We start from the raw sequence: 17,601 nt of genomic DNA on the forward strand, positions 1-17,601 counted from the left end.
TCCTAGGCCTCCCCCAACTCTACTTCGGGCCCGCGGTGCGGTAGCGGTGCTCGGGGCGACCCGTGGCGCCGTACTGCAGCTCGATGGCGAGCTGCCCCTCGTGCGCGAGCGCCGAGAGGTAGCGCTGGGCGGTGGCCCGCGAGATGCCCACGCGTTCGGCCACCACGGGGGCCGAGAGCGCGGTTCCGGATGCGGCGAGCGCCTCGAGCACAGCCGTCTCGGTGGGCGAGCGGCGGGCTCCCGCACCTGTGGCCCCGGCCCCGCCGCCCGCGCCGTGCAGCACGCGGCGGGCGCGGTCGACGGTGGCCTGGTCGAGCTCGGGCTGGGCGTCGAGCAGGTTGCGGTAGCGCGTGTAGGCGCGCAGCTGCTCGGCGAGCTCGTCGTCGGCGAAGGGCTTGACGAGGTAGGCGAAGGCCCCGCGCTGGAACGCCCGGCGCACGGCCGTGGCCGTCACGGCGGCCGAGAGCACGATGGAGTCGACGTCGATGGCCCGCACGAGGTCGAGGCCCGAGCCGTCCGGCAGGTAGATGTCGGCGAGCACGAGGTCGGGCCGCTCGGCCTCCACGAGGGTGCGCGCCTCGGCCACGGTGCCCGCGGTGCCCACCACGGCGAAGCCGTCGACCCCCTCCACGATGCGGGTGTGCAGCTTCGCCACCCGGAAGTCGTCGTCGACCACCACCACCCGGAATCTCTCGGCACTCACGATCCGTCCTCCCTCTCGAACTGCCCGTCGAGGCGCGCGCAGAACACGGCGCCGTGCGGAGTGCCCGACGTGGTGCGGGTGTCGCCCGTGCCGGCCATGGCGAGCCAGAGCTCACCGCCGTTGCGTCTGGCCACCTCGGCCGAGAGGCGCAGGCCGATCCCGTGGCCGTGCACGGCGTCGGTGGCGGCGTCGGGGTCGGTGCCTGCGTCGGCGCCCACGTCGGTGCCGGAGGTCGGACCGCTCGCGCCCTCCGTGGGTGCGAGGGGGTCGTGGTGCACGCCGTCGCCGGAGTCCATCACCGAGAGGTGCAGCTCGTCGCCGTGGCGCAGCGCCTCCACCTCCACCCAGCGCGGGGTGCGCGCCGAGGCGACGGCCGCCGAGATGCCGTTGTCCACGAGGTTGCCGAGCACCGTCGTCACGTCCTCGGGATGCCGGAGCGACCCCACGACGTCCGCATCCGGCCCCACGCGCAGCAGCACTCCCCGACGCTCCGCCTCGATCGCCTTCGCCCCGAGGTACGCCTGCAGGTACGGCTCCCGGATGCGCCCCGCCCCCTCGAGCGGAGTGCGCACGGGCCCGTGGTCGCCCACCTCGGCGAGGTACTCGAGCGCCTCGTCGAGGTCGCCGGCACGCACGAGCCCCGTCACCACGTGGATGCGATTGGCGAACTCGTGCCGCTGCTCCCGCAGCGCGCTCGCGAGCGTGCCCACCGCGGTGAGCCGCCGCGAGAGGTCCTCCACGTCGGTCACGTCGCGCACGATCACGACCCGCCCGAGCAGCCGCCCCTCCCGCCGCACCTCGTGCGCATCCACGAACAGCATCCGCGCCCCCACCACCACAGCCCCCTCCCCGGCACCCGCCTCACGTGAGTCGCGCCTAAGTGCCCCCATTCCGCCACTTTCGCCCGGAATGACGACACTTAGGCGCGACTCATCTGAGGTGGGGGCGGCTCGGGCGGCTCGGATGCGGGCGAGCACGGCCGGGTGGGGCACGGCGTCGTCGAGGGGGCGGCCCACGGGATCCGTGAGCCCCAGCAGCAGGGCCGCGCGGTCGTTGCACACCGTGACCACGTCGTCGGTCGAGAGCCCGAGCACCCCATCGTCGACGCCCTGCAGCACGGCCTGCTGGTCGTGAACGAGCGCCAGCAGCTCCTCGGGCTCGAGCCCGAGCGTCTTCCGCCGCAGCCGTCGCGCGATGAACGCCGCGAGCAGCGCTCCCACGCCGAGCGCCAGAACGGTCGAGAGGGCCACGGGCACGGCATCCGTGAGCACCGTCGACCACACCTCGGTCGGCGGCAGCCCCACCGAGACCTCCCCCACCACCGTTCCACGTGAAACCATCCCGTAGATCGGCACCTTCGCGCGCGCCGAGTCGCCGAGAGTGCCCCGCTCCCAGCTCACGACCTCCTCGCCGCGCAGGGCGGCATCGGGGCTCGTCGACACCGGATCGCCGATCTCATCGGGGTTCGGATGCGCGAGCCGCCGCCCGGTGTCGTCGGTGATCACCACGAACAGCGCGCCCGTGCGCGCCTCGACCTCGCGCGCGTAGTCGTCGAGGTCGGAGGCCACGAGCTCCGCATCGGTGGAGGCGACCGCCCGCCGGGACTCCTCCTCGGCGGCCTCCCGCACGCGCGGCGTCTCGGCCACGGTCTGCGCCACCCGCAGCGCCGACTCCTGGGTCTGCTGCACGAGTCGCGCCACGGCGGTCGCGGCGAAGAGCGCCGTGGTGATGAGCGACACGAGGATCATCGCGAGCACGATCGACCGGTTCACCTGCTGCGTGAACCGCGCACCCCGCATCCTCGCCATCCCCGCATGCTAGCCCCGCGCATCCGGAACCCACTGAGCAGAATGCGCAGAACGCGCTCAATGCTCCATACGCGCCCAATGAGCACTACCGCGCGCCGCCGCGCGCCGTCTCCCTAAGGTGACGGGACCGGTCGCCACCGCCCACACCCGGCGGGCAAGACGGAACAGACGAAGGAGTCTCACGTGCTCGTCCTACTCGGATTCGGAATGGTCGCCACCTTCATGGTGCTGATCATGACCAAGCGGATGACCCCGGTCCTCGCGCTCATCATCGTGCCCACCATCTTCGGCCTCTTCGCCGGCGCCGGTCTCGGCATCGGCGACATGGCCCTCGAGGCGATCGGCGGTCTCGCCCCCACGGCGGCGCTGCTCATGTTCGCCATCATCTACTTCGGTCTCATGATCGACGTGGGCCTCTTCGACCCGCTCGTGCGCATCATCCTGAAGGTCGTCGGCCACGACCCCGTCAAGGTCGTCGTGGGCACCGCCATCCTCGCCGCCGTGATCTCGCTCGACGGCGACGGATCGACCACCTTCATCGTGGTCACGAGCGCGCTGCTGCCCATCTACCTGCGGCTCGGCCTCAGCCCTGTCGTGCTCACGTGCATCGCGGGCCTCGCCAACGGCACCATGAACATCCTGCCGTGGGGCGGCCCCACCGCTCGCGCCGCCGCCGCGCTCGACCTCTCCCCCACCGACGTGTTCGTGCCCATGATCCCCTCGATGCTCGTGGGCCTCGCCATCATCTTCGTGTTCTCGTGGCACCTCGGCCTCATGGAGCGCAAGCGCCTAGGCACCATCGACCTCCCCGAGGAGGAGGAGAGCGGCACCCGCCCGGCCGGCGGCCGCCTGTTCCGCCGCGCCGCCCCGGCCGGCACCGGCACCCGCACCGACCCCCGCGGCTCCGGCAGCCGTGCCGCCGCCGGCACCCAGGTGCGCCGCATCTCCACCACCTCGCTCAAGGCCATCGTCAACCCCGCCGACACCGCCATGGCCGACACCATGCTCGACCCGCAGCGCGCCACGCTCCGCCCCAAGCTGTTCTGGTTCAACCTCGTGCTCACGGTCGCCGTCATGGTGCTGCTCGTCGCCGATGTGCTGCCGCTCGCCTACGTCTTCATGGCCGGCAGCGCCATCGCCATCATCGTCAACTTCCCCCGAGTCTCCGAGCAGGCCGAGCGGATCGTGGCCCACGCTCCCTCCATCGTGGGCGTCGTCTCGATGGTCCTCGCCGCCGGCGTGCTCATCGGTGTGCTCGAGGGCACCGGCATGGTGGACGCCATGGCGGCCTGGGTGGCGGGCTCCATCCCGCCCGAGCTCGGAGCGTTCTCGGCGGTCATCACGGGCCTGCTCAGCATCCCGATGACCTTCTTCCTCTCCAACGACGCGTTCTACTTCGGCATCCTCCCCGTGCTCGCCGAGAGCGCCTCGGCGTTCGGCATCGACCCCGTCGACATGGCGCGCGCCTCCATCACCGGCCAGGTCGTGCACATGCAGAGCCCGCTCGTGCCCGCCATCCTGCTGCTCGTGTCGCTCGCCGGTGTGAACCTCGGCGACCACCACAAGAAGGTGCTGTGGCGCGCGGTCGTGGTGGCCCTCGCCATGCTCCTCGTCGGCGTTCTCATCGGTGCCATCGGCATCGGTTGAGGCACTGCCCGAAACGCCCCGATAACACGCCGTTCACGACCACCCCGTAACGTGGAGCCATGACCGAGACCGTCACCCGAGACGCCACCCGCCTGAAGACCGCCCGTGCCCTGCTGTTCGACCTCGACGGCGTGCTCACGCCGACCGTCGACGTGCACATGAGGGCCTGGTCGCGGCTCTTCACCGAGTTCCTCGGCGAGCGCGGTGCCGAGCCGTACAGCGACGACGACTACTACCTCTACATCGACGGCAAGCCGCGCGTCGACGGGGTGCGCTCGCTGCTCGCCTCGCGCGGCATCACGCTCCCGGAGGGCACTCAGGACGACGTGGCGGGCGACACGACCGTCTGGGCACTCGGCAACTGCAAGAACGACGTGTTCGAGGCCGAGCTGGTCGAGAACGGCGTGGAGGCCTACCCCGGCTCCCTCCTCTTCCTCGCCGCCGCTCTCGATGCGGGCTACGCGGTGGCCGTGGTCTCGTCGTCGCGCAACGCGCAGCCCGTGCTCGTGCGGGCCGGCATCCGCGACCGCTTCGAGGTGATCGTCGACGGCGTGCTCGCCGCCGCCGAGGGCATCGCCGGCAAGCCGTCGCCCGACACCTACCTGCGGGCCGCCGAGCTGCTCGGCCTCACCGCCGAGGAGTGCGTCGTGGTGGAGGATGCGCACTCGGGTGTGCAGGCCGGCCACGACGGCGGCTTCGGTCTCGTGGTGGGCGTCGACCGCGGCGTGGGCGCCCAGGGGCTGCTCGACTCCGGCGCCGACATCGTGGTGGACGACCTGGCCGAGCTGGTGCCCGCGCTCCGCTGACACGCACCACCCGCGCGCCTGGAGATCCGCTGCAGGGCCGCACCCGCCGCCTCCGCTAGCATCGATCGACCCGTCACGCTGCCCTCCCCAGAAAGCCCGCGATGAACCCCATCAGCTCCGACCCGCTCGACCGCTCGCAGTTCCCCATCGACGAGTGGGCTCTCACCGAAGCCCAGTTCGACACCGCCACCCAGGGTCGCTCCGAGACGCTCTTCGCCGTGGGCAACGGCTACCTCGGCATGCGCGGCAACTTCGAGGAGGGCCACAAGGCCTACGCCGAGGGCACGTTCATCAACGGGTTCCACGACACGTGGCAGATCCGGCACGCCGAGGAGGCCTACGGCTTCGCCCGCGTGGGCCAGACCATCGTCAACGCGCCAGACGCCCGCGTCATCCGTCTCTACGTCGACGACGAGCCCTTCGTGGTGGCCGACGCCGACGTCATCGAGTACTCGCGCCGCCTCGACTTCCGCACCGGCGTGCTCGAGCGCGTCGTGGAGTGGCGCACGCCCTCCGGCAAGCGCGTGCTCATCCGCTCGCGCCGTCTGGTCTCGTTCACCGACCGCCACCTCGCGGTCATCGACTACGAGGTCACGATGCTCGACTCGGATGCGTCGCTGCTCATCTCGAGCCAGATCCTCAACCGTCAGGATCGGGTCGACGAGTACACGGCCGCCGCGAACGGCGGATCGAACGGCCAGATCGCCGACCCGCGCAAGGCCTCGGGCTTCAGCGACCGGGTGCTGCTCCCCCGCGTGAAGACCGTGCACGAGGGCCGCTACGTGCTCGGCTACCGCACGGCGCACTCCGACATGACGCTCGCGGTCGCCGCCGAGCACCACCTCGAGACCGACAACGACTGGGACGAGTCGGCGCAGATCGACGACGACATCGCCAAGCAGGTCTACCGCATCCGCGCCAAGGCCGGTCAGCGTGTGCGCCTCACCAAGACGATCGCGTACCACACCTCCTCCACGGTGCCCACGAGCGAGCTCGCCGACCGCTGCAACCGCACGCTCGACCGCATCCGCGAAGAGCCGCTCGAGGCCGTCTTCGCCCGCCAGGCCGAGTGGCTCGACGACTTCTGGCACCGCTCCGACGTGGTGATCGAGGGTCACCCGGATGTGCAGCAGGCGGTGCGCTGGGATCTCTACCAGCTCGCGCAGTCGACGGCCCGCACCGACGGCGGCGGCATCGCCGCTAAGGGTGTCTCGGGCTCGGGCTACGGCGGCCACTACTTCTGGGACACCGAGATCTACGTGCTCCCCTTCCTCACCTACACCTCGCCGCAGGTGGCTCGGAACGCCCTGCGCTTCCGCCAGGGCATGCTGCCCGCCGCCCGCGACCGCGCGGTCGAGCTCAACCAGCGCGGTGCCCTGTTCCCGTGGCGCACCATCAACGGCCTCGAGTCCTCCGCCTACTACGCGGCGGGCACGGCGCAGTACCACATCGACGCCGACATCTCGCATGCGCTCTCGCAGTACGTCTCGGCCACCGGCGACGTCGATTTCCTCTCCCGCGGAGCCATCGACATCCTCGTCGAGACGGCGCGCATGTGGGCCGACCTAGGCTTCTGGCGCGGGCGCGGGAGCCACTCCGAGACGGTCACGTCGTCGTTCCACATCCACGGCGTCACGGGGCCCGACGAGTACACGACCGTGGTGAACGACAACCTCTTCACCAACGTCATGGCCCGCGCCAACCTGCGCGCCGCCGTGCGCCAGACCCGCGCCCTGCAGGCCAACGACCCCACAGCGTTCGAGGCCCTCGTGAAGCGCCTCGACCTCGAGCTCGACGAGGTGGAGGAGTGGTCGCAGGCCGCCGAGGCCATGCACATCCTCTTCGACGCCGATCTCGGCATCCACCCGCAGGATGCGCAGTTCCTCGAGAAGGAGCTGTGGGATCTCGACAACACGCCCGCCTCCAAGCGGCCCCTGCTACTGCACTTCCACCCGCTCGTGATCTACCGCTTCCAGGTCATCAAGCAGGCCGACGTGGTGCTCGCACTGTTCCTGCAGGGCGACGAGTTCACGACCGCCGAGAAGCGCGCCGACTTCGAGTACTACGACGCGCTCACCACGGGCGACTCCACCCTCTCCGCGTCGACGCAGTCGATCATCGCGGCCGAGGTCGGCTACCGCGAGCTCGCGCTCGGCTACTTCCTCGCGGCGCTCTACGTGGATCTCGGCGACCTGCACAACAACACCGCCGACGGCATCCACGTTGCCTCCACGGGAGGTGTCTGGAGCGCCCTCGCGTTCGGCTTCGGCGGCATGCGCGACTACCTCGGCAAGTTCACCTTCGACCCTCGGCTGCCGGAGGAGTGGGACTCGCTCGTCTTCCACGTCACGATCCTCGGCCGCCTGCTCGAGGTCGATCTGCGGCAGGACCGCATGACCTTCACCATCAAGGCGTCGTCGCCCACCCCCGTCTCGCCGCAGGCCCCCGACTCGCCGTCGGTGGCCGACTCGCCCGCGCCGCTCGAATTGTGGGTGCGCGGCGAGCGCATCCTCGTGGCTCCGGATGCGCCGGTGACGGTCGCCCTCGCCGACGACAGGCCCACCATCGAGGGAGCACCCACGACCTCCGACATCGAGGGCACTGTGCGGGCCGACGGCTCGGTCATCACGGCCTCGATGCCCACGATCGTCTCCCCTGCCGACGACACGGAGGGCCTCGTCGGCATGGACTAGCCGGCGGAGAGGCCGAGGCGGGGGTAGAGGATCTCGAAGCCCTTCTCGAAGCCGCCCTGCAGCGCGTCGGCCACGTGGCCGGCGCCCGGGATGACGTAGTAGGTCGTCTTCCAGCCCGCGGCCTGGGCCGCCTCGGAGGCAGCTTGGGCCTCGGGCTCGAAGGTGGGGTCGTTGCCGCCCACGGTGAACACCGCCACGGTGTCGGGGTAGGCGTGCGCGCCCGACTGGAGGATGGTCACGGGCTTCTGCGCCTCGAAGGCCGCCGCGTCGCCACCGAACAGGTTCGCGGTGACCTGGTCGGGCTCCTCGGATCCCGGGTAGAGCTCGCCCGAGATGTCGAGCACGTTGCCGAAGAGCTCGGGGTACTTGGCCCCGTACTTGAAGGCGCAGCCGCCGCCGTTGGAGTAGCCGGCGATCGTCCAGTGCGCGGGATCCTGCAGAATGCGCAGGTTGGCCTTCGCCCAGTTCACGACGTCGACCGTGATGAAGGTCTCGGCGTTGCCGAGCGCGGCCGTGTCGGAGCAGACGGGGTCGATGTCCTCGGCCCCGAGCTGGTCGGCCACGATGACGATCGGAGCGAGACCGGCGTTCTTCGCGGCGTACTCGTCGAGCACCTGCGCCACGTACTGCGGATCGGGGTTGCCCGGCTGGCCCATCATGAGGATCATGAGCGGCAGGTCGGGCGCATCCTCCACCTGGGCAGCGGGCGGCAGGTAGATGCCGGCGGGGCGCGACGAGAAGCCCGAGGCCGTGGCCGGGATGACCTGAGTGCCCTGCTTGCCGGCCGTCGGCATGTCGGCCGGGGGCTGCCAGGTCTCGTAGAGCGGCTGCGCGGGGGTGCCGTCGCCGTTCGGATCGGGGCTCGGCCCCGCCGTCGGCTTGTTGATATCGATCGGATGCTCGACCGTGATGCCGAAGAGCGTGGCGAGCGTGGGGTTGAGGCCGAAGTAGGCGTTGACGCCGAGGGTGCCCGCCGCGGCGAACAGCACGATGCCCACGATCGCGATCGCCTTGCGCCGGGCGCGCGAGTGCCGGAGGTTCACAATGGCGAGGCCGATGGCGGCGAACGTGGCGATCGCCCAGGCATCCGTCTGCACCGTGAGCGGCACCCCGAACACATTCAGCGCCTCCACGATCCAGATGGTCGCGAAGGCCACGAGGGCTCCGGCGAAGAGGCCGATGAGCGCGGTGAGCACCCAGCGCAGGCGCGGGGGGCGGGCGAGCAGGTAGACGAAGGCGGCGGCCGCCAGCACCCAGACGGTCCAGGGCACGGGCCCGTCGATGATGCGGGTGTCGAGGATCGCGTCGAACATCAGGCGGTTGCGCCGGTGGCGCCTGGTGCGCCTGAACCGGGCTCGGCGGCGGGGCCGGTCGTGCCCGCGATGCGGGTGTCGAGCCACGCGACGAGGTCGGCGACCACCTCGTCGCGGTTGGTCTCGTTGAAGACCTCGTGGCGCGCATCCTCGTACACCGTGAGCGTGACGTCGCTGAGCTTCGAACGCTCGCGGTAGGCGTCGCGCAGCTTGGCAGCGCTCTTCGGGCCGCCGAGGGTGTCGTCGGAGCCGACGAGGATGAGCAGGGGGACGTCGGCGTCGAGGCGTCGGGCCGGGCGGCCGAACAGGCGGAGCGCATCCGCCAGTCCGAAGAGCTTGAGCACCTCGGCGGGGAACATGAGCTGGTCGTCGGCGGCGCGCTGCTGGGCGGCCGGGTCGCGGCTCAGCCACTCGAAGCCGTTGCCCGCGCCGCCGTCGGTGGGGCGGTGCTTGCGGGTGAGGTCACCGCCGTCCATCGATCCGGGCAGGCGGTAGGCCGTGCCCGAGAGCACGATGCCGGCGTAGTGCCTGAGTGCGGGGGTGTTCACGAGCTTCTGCACCATGAGGGAACCCCAGCTGTGGCCGAGCAGCACGAGCGGCACCCCGGGGTGCTCGCGGGCGATCTGCACGCCGAGCTGGCGGATGTCGTCGACCGTCGCCCGCAGCCCTCCTGGCCCGAGGCGGCCCATGCGGCTGCGGTCGCCGCCGTGCTGGGCGAGGCCGGTGGCGCCGTGGCCGCGCTGGTCGGCGGCGTACACGCTGTAGCCGGCGGCGTTGAGATCGTGCGCGAGGGGTGCGTAGCGCGCACCGTGCTCGCCCACACCGTGAGAGATCTGCACGACGGCCTTCGGGTGCGGCACCGTCCAGCCGTGGTAGGTGATCTCCACGCCCACCTCGTCCACGAACACCGCCGTGAAGTGCGCCGCCTGCGCCCCGCCCTCCGGCGCCACCCGCCCGTCGTCCTCAGCCATACGTGCATCCTTGCACGCGGTCGCCTGTGGAATCCGGAGTTCCCCACCCCCCTTCCGGGAGCCCTCCCCTTCGCCCCGTTAATGAGCTACCCTCACTTCATGCCTCGCACTCGTCGTTCTCTTCGTTCGCCCCTCGCCCGCGCTCTCACCGCAGCTGTCGGGGCGGCCGCCGCCGCGGCGGTCGTCGGCACGCTCGTCGTCGCTCCCACCTCGCCTGCCGCCCAGGCCGTGGCTCCCCGGGTCGTGACCCTCGAGGCGCTCCGCACGGTCGCACCGGGCAACTCATCCGCCATCAGCGGCATGGCCATCGACAGCACCACGAACCGCGGCTACGTCATCGACCACGTGCACGAGACCATCGAGGCCTACGACCTCACGGGCGACCGCTTCGGCAAGATCGCCACGATCGCCCTGCCCAACGCGGTGACTCTGGCGGTCGACGAAGCCGGGCATCGCCTGTACGTGGGGCTGGCGGCGGCGAACGTGGCGGTGATCGACGTCGATCCCGACTCCTCGACGGTCAACACGGTGGTGAAGACGCTCGCCCTGGCCACCTCAGGTCAGGAGGTCGTGGCCGGAGCGGGTGACGAGGTGATCGTCGGCAATGCCTCCACCAGCTCCCTGGCCTTCGTGAACGCGGTCACCGGCTCGGTGCGTACCGTCGCTTTGCCGTCGGGTGCCTCCGACATCGAGGTCGACCGCTCCACCGGTGTCGTCTACGTCACCACGTCGTCGGTGACGAGCGTCACGGTCGTGCAGCCGGACGGATCCACAGGGAGCTGGCCGGTCGCGGAGTTCCCCCGTCACATCGCCGTGGGCGCCGGTCGCATCTTCGTCACCACCGAGGGCATGAGCGGCGAAGGCCATCTGGAAACGCTCGACAGCTCAGACGGAACGACCCTTGCACCTACTATCACCCTGCCCGCGATCGCCAGAGACCTCGCGATCGACAGAGCGTCGGGGCTCGTGATGGCCGCGCACAGCACGGCCCGGGTGCCGAACCTCACGGTCTACGACGCGGGCACGCTCGCCGAGGTGGCCAGGCAGTCGGGCGCGCCGCTGAGCTCCGTGAGTGTGAACACCGCGACGCAGCGGTTCTTCACGAGCGAAACCAACGCGAGCGATCCCGCGCACGTCACGATGATGAGGGCCGACTCCACGCCGGTGCGTGGCGTCGACCGCATCGGCGGCGCCGATCGGTACGAGGTCTCCGCCGCGGTGTCGGCCGACACCTTCTCGCCGGGGGTGGCTGTCGCGTACGTCGCCTCCGGTGCCGTGTTCCCCGATGCTCTGTCGGGGTCTGCCGCCGCTGGCCTGCGTGATGCCCCCGTGCTGCTCGTCACGCGCGATTCGGTGCCGGCCACTGTCGCGGCCGAGCTCGACCGGCTGCGTCCGCGCAGCATCGTGGTGCTGGGTGGGCCGGCCACCATCTCGGCAGCGGTCGAGACCGCTCTCGCTGCCTTCGCGCCCGCAGTCACCCGGGTCTCCGGCGCGGATCGCTACGAGGTGTCAGCCGAGCTCTCACGAGAGACCTTCTCGCCGAAGCCACCTGTGGTCTACCTCGCGTCCGGCCTGGTGTTCCCCGACGCGCTCTCCGGCTCGGCCGCCGCCGGCTTCGAGCAGGGGCCCGTGCTCCTCACCACCCGCGACCGCATCCCCGCCGCCGTCGCAGCGGAGCTCGACCGGCTGGAGCCCGATCGCATCGTGGTGCTGGGTGGCACGGCCACGGTGGCCGACTCCGTGCTCGCCGAGGCAGCAGGTCGGGCTCCCGTGAGCCGCGTGGCGGGTGCCGACAGGTTCGAGGTGTCGGCACGTGTCTCGGCCGAGACGTTCCCCGCCGAGACCGAGACGGTCTACGTGGCGTCGGGGGCGGTGTTCCCCGACGCCCTCTCCGGCTCGGCGGCGGCTATCGCGAACGGCGCGCCCGTGCTGCTCGTCCAGAACGACGCCATCCCACCCTCCGTGAAGGCCGAGCTCGAACGCATCCGCCCCACCCGCATCGTGGTCCTCGGCGGCCCCGCCACCATCTCCCCCACCCTCGAAGCAGCCCTCGAGTCCTACTTGACCCCCTGACATCGTGAACCCGCCGCCCGTCCGAACGAACGAACGAGCGAGCGAGCGAGCGGGCGGGCGAGCGAGCGAGCGAGCCGCGGGTCAGGACTCGCGGGTTATCTCCACGGTGACGAAGAGCTGGGAGCCGAAGGGGCCCGCGTAGACGCCACGCAGAGGGGCGACGTCGTTGTAGTCGCGGCCGCGGCCTACGATGACGTGCCGCTCCCCGATGTCGATGAGGTTGGTGGGGTCGAAGCCCCGCCAGTCGCCGCAGAACCACTCCACCCAGGCGTGCGACTCCCCGGCGATCGTCTCACCGATGGCCGCGTCCGGCTTGGGGTGGAGGTAGCCCGAGACGTACCGGGCCGGGATCCCCACCGCCCGCAGCGCGCCGAGCGCGATGTGCGTGATGTCCTGGCACACCCCGCGCTTGTCGAGCCACGCATCGCGCGCCTTCGACTGCACTCCCGTGACGCCCTGCACGTACTCCACCCGCCGACCCACCTCGGTGCAGATCTCGAGTGCGGCATCGCACGGGCTCACGTGCTTCGACGCGATCGACTCCGCGAGCTCGATGAGGTCGGCGGAGGGCTCAGTCAGTCGCGTCTGCTTGGCCTGCTCCACGTACGACGTCGAGGTGGCGGCCGAGTTGGCGAGCAGCTCCCAGTCCACGGGGTGCGGAGCGTGCCCGCGATTGCGCACCTCCACGAGCGAGGTCGCGGTGAGCGACAGCTCCTTGTGCGGCGTCAGCACCTCGAACGACGACACCCGGGTGCCCCAGTAGTCCACGTAGTTGTGCGACGACGACACGGGCGCGATGTCGAGCGAGGAGTGCAGCACGAACTGCCCCTCGGAGGAGACGGGCAGCATGCGCGCCTCGTTGTAGGAGGCCTGCACCTCGCCCTCGTAGCGATAGCCGGTGACGTGCCGGATGCGCAACCGGTTCATACGCTCTCTCCGATCCAGCTGGGTGCGGTGTTGGTGGGGAAGTAGCGCTGCCGCACGGCCTCGGAGGCCGCGCTCGTCGCATCCTGCACCCTGTCCATGTAGCGCGGCAGCTCCTGCAGGATGTCGGAGATGGGCCGGTACTCCAGCTGCGAGCGGATCTGGCCGAGCAGGCGCTGCGAGTTGTCGGAGACCCCGATCCGCTCACTGCGCGGGCCGAGATCGCGGAGGCACTGCTCCGCGCGGGAGACCGAGTAGAGGATGGAGCGCGGGAACAGCCGGTCGAGCAGCAGGAACTCGGCGGCGTTGCGCGCCGACGGCACCCCGCGATACGTGCGCAGGTACGCCTCGTAGGCCCCGCACGAGCGGAGGATCGTGGTCCACGACGGTCCCGACGCCTCGGTGAGCGAGCGCGTGGCGAGCAGCCGCGCCGTCATGTCGGCCCGCTCGATGGAACGGCCGAGGGTGAAGAAGTGCCAGGCCTCGTCGCGCGAGGCGGAGGAGTCCATGATGCCCACGGCGAGCGCCGACCGGTCGCGTACCCAGCCGAAGAACTCGTGCGTCTTCTCGCCCGGGATCTTGCGCGGCATCTTGGCGCGCGTGGTGTTGAGGCACTCCCACAGCTCGGTCGAGACGATCTCGCGGGCTCGCCGCGCGTTCTCGCGGGCCGCGCCGAGCGAGTAGGCGATGGAGGCGGGATGCGTGCGGTCGACCGCGAGGGTGGCGAGCACGTCGGCGCGGGTGAGCGATCGCTCGTCGTCGGGCACGTCGGATCCCATGACGCTCAGCAGCGACCGGCAGGCGAGGTTCTCCTCGATCCACGGATCCTCGAGCAGCAGCTGCAGGTGCACGTCGAGGATGCGGGCGGTGCCGTCGGCCCGCTCGATGTACCGCCCGATCCAGAACAGCGACTCCGCGATGCGCGACAGCATGGCCATCAGGCGACCTCCCCTTCACGAACGTCCGCGCCGGCGCCGGCACCGGCACCGGTCTGCTGCTGCTGCTGCTGCTGCGCCTGATCCTGATTCCGCGGCCGATCCTCCGGCGAGTGATCCGGCTGGTGCCCGATGATCGGGATCGCCTGCGTCACCGCCGCCTGCTCGTGCACGAGACCCTGGATGTTGTGCCCGTCGCTCGACGACGAGAGCGGATCGAGCCCCACCACCCACGTGTCCTTCGATCCACCGCCCTGCGAGCTGTTGACCACGAGCTGCCCCTCGGGCAGCGCCACCCGGGTGAGCCCGCCGGGCAGCACCCACACGTCGTTGCCGTCGTTCACGGCGAAGGGCCGCAGGTCGGCGTGCCGCGGCCGCATCCCCTCCTCCACGAGGGTCGGGATGGTCGAGAGCTGCACCACGGGCTGCGCGATCCAGCCGCGCGGATCGGCGATGAGCCGGCCGCGCAGTGTCTCGAGCTCCTTGGGCGAGGCGTCGGGCCCCACCACGAGCCCCTTGCCGCCCGAGCCGTCGACGGGCTTGACCACGAGCTCGTCGAGCCGGTCGAGCACCTCCTCGAGGGCTCCAGGATCCTCGAGCCGCCAGGTGTCGACGTTCGGGATGATGGGCTTCTCGCCGAGGTAGTACTCGATGAGGTCGGGCATGTAGGTGTAGACGAGCTTGTCGTCGGCCACACCGTTGCCCACCGCGTTGGCGATCGTGACGTTGCCGAGCCGGGCCGCGAGCAGCAGACCGGGAGAGCCGAGCATGGAGTCGGCCCTGAACTGCAGCGGGTCGATGAACTCGTCGTCGACCCGGCGGTAGATCACGTCGACGCGCGTGGGGCCAGCCGTGGTGCGCATCCACACCCGCCCGCCCGAGCAGAAGAGGTCGCGGCCCTCCACGAGCTCCACCCCCATCAGACGTGCGAGCAGCGTGTGCTCGAAGTAGGCGGAGTTGTAGACGCCGGGCGTGAGCACCACCACGGTGGGGTCGTCGACCCCGGTGGGGGCCGAGGCGCGCAGGGCCTGCAGGAGCTTGTTGGGGTAGTCGCCCACGGGCCGCACGCGCATGGAGACGAAGAGCTCTGGCAGGGTCTGCGCCATGACCCGGCGGTTCGAGATGACGTAGGAGACGCCCGAGGGCACACGCACGTTGTCCTCGAGCACACGCCAGGCGCCGTTCTCGTCGCGGATGAGGTCGATGCCGGAGACCTGGATGCGCACGTTGTTGGGCGACACGATGCCCGCGGCCTCGCGGTGGAAGTGGTTCGACGAGCTGATGAGGCCGGCCGGGATGACGCCGTCGCGCACGGCGGCCTGCGATCCGTAGATGTCGGCCAGGAAGGCCTCGAGCGCCACGACGCGCTGCTTGATGCCGGCCTCCACGTCGACCCACTCGCTCTGCGCGATCACACGGGGAACCGCGTCGAGCGGGAACGGCCGCTCCTCGCCGGCGAAGTCGAAGGTCACGCCCTGGGCGAGGTACGAGCTGGCGAGCGCGTCGGTGCGACCGCGCAGCTCCTCCTGCGTCATCTTCGCGAGGGCGTTGTAGATGTCCTTGTAGGCGGCGCGCGCCTCGACCGGGTCGAGCGACTTCGGTTCGGGGAACATCTCGTCCCAGGGCTGGGCCCCCGAGCGGCGGGAGCGGGGCAGGAGCGTGGCGCCGTAGCCGTCGAACAGGTCAACCATGCACGCGAGCCTACTGGGCGGGTGTTGCGAGGGTGTTTCGGCGCTCGGCAGGCTCGGCGAGGGGGGATAACCCCCGCCCGGATCGGCCGGGCACCCCCATCGACCGGCCCGAGAGCCGCCCCATACGGTGGGAGCTGTGCAACGCAGACTCCTCTTCCTCTGGTCCTCGGCCGCCGATCTCGCCCTCGACGGCATCCTCGGCACCCTCTGGTTCACGCTCCTCATCACGCTGCTCCCGACCGGCCTCGGGCTCATCCCCGTGTTCGGCGTGGGCATCGTGCTGCTCTGGCTCGCGGTCCGCCTGGCGGAGGGCGTGCGCCTCGTGGAGCGCCGGCGCGCCGAGGCGCTGTACGGCGTCGTCATCACCCCTCCCCCGCCTTCCCGACGCAGTGCGAACAGCGGATTCGCGGGCTGGCTCGGCCAGGTGCTCCTCGACACCTTCTCCCCGGTGCTGTGGAAGGGACTGCTGCACAACCTCAGCAGCCTCGTGCTCGGCCTCCTGTTCTGGGTGCTGCTGCAGTCCGCGGTCGACCTGCTCGTGAGTCTGCGGCGCGAGGGCATCGCACCGCTCCTCGTGGTGCTCGCCGCGGTCGTCGCCCTCGCCGTCGTGGTGATCTTCACCTACGGTGCCGGCCTGCTCGACCGCGAGCTCAGCAGGGCCCTGCTCGGCGCGAGCCGCACAGCAGCCCTCGAGCAGCGCGTCGACGTGCTGCAGGGCGCCAGGCAGGGTGCCGTCGACGCCGCCGCCACCGAGCGGCAGCGCATCGAGCGCGACCTGCACGACGGCGTGCAGCCCCGCCTGGTCTCTGTGGCCATGACGCTCGGCATGGCCAGAGCCAAGTTCGACTCCGATCCCACCGGCGCCCGCGCCCTCCTCGACGAGGCGCACCGCGAGACGAAGGAATCCATCACCGACCTCCGCCACCTCGCCCGCGGCATCCACCCCGCCGTGCTCGCCGACCGGGGGCTCGACGCCGCGCTCTCGGCCGTCGCCGAGCACTGCACGGTGCCCACGAGCGTGCGCGTCGACCTGCCCACCCGCCCGTCGAAGGAGACGGAGGCCATGCTCTACTTCACCGTCTCCGAGGCGCTCACCAACGTGAGCAAGCACTCGAGGGCCACCGGATGCTCGGTGAGCGTCACGCAGACACCGCAGGGTGTGCAGGCGGTCGTCTTCGACAACGGCGTGGGAGGTGCCGCCCTCGGCCACGGCGGCGGTGTCGGTCTCGCCGGCATGAGCGACCGGGTGCGCGCCGCCGGCGGCACCCTCACCGTGCAGAGCCCTGCCGGTGGACCGACCGTTCTCACCGTGGAGGCACCGTGCGCATTCTGATCGCCGAGGACTCGGTGCTGCTCCGGGCAGGGCTCGAACGACTGCTCGCAGATGCCGGGCACGAGATCGTGGGGTCGGTGGCCACGGCCGAGGACCTCCTCAGAACGGCGGCCGCCGAGCGGCCCGAGCTCGCGATCGTCGACGTGCGGATGCCGCCCACCTTCACCGACGAGGGCATCCGTGCGGCCGTGCTGCTGCGGGCAGAGCCCCATCCGCTGCCCGTGCTCGTGCTCTCGCAGTACGTGGAGGAGCGCTACGCCGCCGAGCTCATCGCCGGCAACTCCTCGGGTCTCGGCTACCTGCTCAAGGATCGGGTGGCCGACATCGACGAGTTCCTCGCCGCGGTCGCCGACGTGGGCGCGGGCGGCACCGCGCTCGACCCGGAGGTGGTGGCGCAGATCGTCATCCGCTCCAGGCGCTCCCGCGAGCTCGACACCCTCACCGCCCGTGAGCGCGAGGCACTGCAGCTCATGGCCGAGGGGCGCTCGAACAGCGCGATCGCCGGCCGCATGCACGTGACGGAGGGAGCCGTGGAGAAGTTCATCTCGTCGATCTTCGCCAAGCTCGGCCTGCCCTCGGCCGAGAGCGGCAACCGCAGGGTGCTCGCGGTGCTCAAGCACCTCGGCACCGACGCCAGACCCTGACCCGCGCTTCCTCACCCCCAGCCCCCCACCTCCAGCCCCCACCTCCAGACGACGTCGACC

13 protein-coding genes are annotated in these 17,601 nt (G+C 71.0%); 6 read left to right on the forward strand and 7 right to left on the reverse strand.

Annotation, left to right across the window (positions count from 1 at the left end):
• Positions 1–19 precede the first annotated feature (19 nt).
• Entirely contained in the window at positions 20–703 is a 684-nt protein-coding gene (locus ACEXQC_RS07855; protein WP_374820200.1) for a response regulator, read from the reverse strand.
• The gene (locus ACEXQC_RS07860; RefSeq protein WP_374820202.1) at positions 700–2,511 is read right to left on the reverse strand and encodes a sensor histidine kinase; all 1,812 of its coding nucleotides are present in this window, start codon (positions 2,509–2,511) and stop codon (positions 700–702) included. Before ACEXQC_RS07860 ends, ACEXQC_RS07855 begins: the two co-directional genes overlap by 4 nt.
• Before the next feature lie 207 nt (positions 2,512–2,718).
• Between ACEXQC_RS07860 and ACEXQC_RS07865 the strand changes: the two genes are divergently transcribed.
• The 3 genes from ACEXQC_RS07865 to ACEXQC_RS07875 all read left to right on the forward strand — a co-directional run bounded on the left by ACEXQC_RS07865 (position 2,719) and on the right by ACEXQC_RS07875 (position 7,657).
• Positions 2,719–4,158, forward strand: coding sequence for a CitMHS family transporter (locus ACEXQC_RS07865; protein ID WP_374822002.1), 1,440 nt, complete (start codon positions 2,719–2,721; stop codon positions 4,156–4,158).
• A 59-nt stretch (positions 4,159–4,217) separates the two neighbouring features.
• Positions 4,218–4,964, forward strand: a complete 747-nt coding sequence (locus ACEXQC_RS07870) for an HAD family hydrolase (RefSeq protein ID WP_374820203.1) — start codon at positions 4,218–4,220, stop codon at positions 4,962–4,964.
• 101 nt (positions 4,965–5,065) lie between these two features.
• On the forward strand, positions 5,066–7,657 hold the full coding sequence (locus ACEXQC_RS07875) for a glycoside hydrolase family 65 protein (protein WP_374820205.1): 2,592 nt from the start codon (positions 5,066–5,068) through the stop codon (positions 7,655–7,657).
• On the opposite strand, the gene ACEXQC_RS07880 is transcribed toward ACEXQC_RS07875, so the two are convergent.
• Both ACEXQC_RS07880 and ACEXQC_RS07885 read right to left on the reverse strand, forming a co-directional pair.
• Positions 7,654–8,970 carry an alpha/beta hydrolase-fold protein gene (locus tag ACEXQC_RS07880; RefSeq protein WP_374820206.1) on the reverse strand — a complete coding sequence of 439 codons (1,317 nt, stop codon included), beginning with the start codon at positions 8,968–8,970 and terminating at the stop codon, positions 7,654–7,656. The genes ACEXQC_RS07875 and ACEXQC_RS07880 overlap by 4 nt on opposite strands.
• Positions 8,970–9,941, reverse strand: coding sequence for an alpha/beta fold hydrolase (locus ACEXQC_RS07885; protein ID WP_374820208.1), 972 nt, complete (start codon positions 9,939–9,941; stop codon positions 8,970–8,972). The genes ACEXQC_RS07880 and ACEXQC_RS07885 overlap by 1 nt, the downstream gene beginning before the upstream one ends.
• Before the next feature lie 99 nt (positions 9,942–10,040).
• On the opposite strand from ACEXQC_RS07885, the gene ACEXQC_RS07890 reads away from it, so the two are divergent.
• Positions 10,041–12,014 carry a cell wall-binding repeat-containing protein gene (locus ACEXQC_RS07890; RefSeq protein WP_374820210.1) on the forward strand — a complete coding sequence of 658 codons (1,974 nt, stop codon included), beginning with the start codon at positions 10,041–10,043 and terminating at the stop codon, positions 12,012–12,014.
• 81 nt (positions 12,015–12,095) lie between these two features.
• Here ACEXQC_RS07890 and ACEXQC_RS07895 read toward each other — a convergent pair whose 3' ends face one another.
• The 3 genes from ACEXQC_RS07895 to ACEXQC_RS07905 are packed head-to-tail and all read right to left on the reverse strand — an operon-like array spanning position 12,096 to position 15,564.
• Complete coding sequence (locus ACEXQC_RS07895) at positions 12,096–12,941, reverse strand: transglutaminase family protein (RefSeq protein WP_374820212.1); 846 nt, start codon at positions 12,939–12,941, stop codon at positions 12,096–12,098.
• On the reverse strand, positions 12,938–13,870 hold the full coding sequence (locus tag ACEXQC_RS07900) for an alpha-E domain-containing protein (RefSeq protein WP_374822004.1): 933 nt from the start codon (positions 13,868–13,870) through the stop codon (positions 12,938–12,940). The genes ACEXQC_RS07895 and ACEXQC_RS07900 overlap by 4 nt, the downstream gene beginning before the upstream one ends.
• A 5-nt stretch (positions 13,871–13,875) precedes the next feature.
• Entirely contained in the window at positions 13,876–15,564 is a 1,689-nt protein-coding gene (locus tag ACEXQC_RS07905; RefSeq protein ID WP_374820214.1) for a circularly permuted type 2 ATP-grasp protein, read from the reverse strand.
• 136 nt (positions 15,565–15,700) lie between these two features.
• Between ACEXQC_RS07905 and ACEXQC_RS07910 the strand changes: the two genes are divergently transcribed.
• Both ACEXQC_RS07910 and ACEXQC_RS07915 read left to right on the forward strand, forming a co-directional pair.
• Positions 15,701–16,897 (forward strand): sensor histidine kinase, encoded by a 1,197-nt coding sequence (locus ACEXQC_RS07910; RefSeq protein ID WP_374820216.1) that lies wholly within the window; start codon positions 15,701–15,703, stop codon positions 16,895–16,897.
• Entirely contained in the window at positions 16,885–17,541 is a 657-nt protein-coding gene (locus ACEXQC_RS07915; RefSeq protein WP_374820218.1) for a response regulator transcription factor, read from the forward strand. Before ACEXQC_RS07910 ends, ACEXQC_RS07915 begins: the two co-directional genes overlap by 13 nt.
• Positions 17,542–17,601: the final 60 nt, after the last annotated feature.

The sequence above is a fragment of the Herbiconiux liukaitaii genome, assembly GCF_041927495.1.
Taxonomy (GTDB): Bacteria; Actinomycetota; Actinomycetes; order Actinomycetales; family Microbacteriaceae; genus Herbiconiux; species Herbiconiux liukaitaii.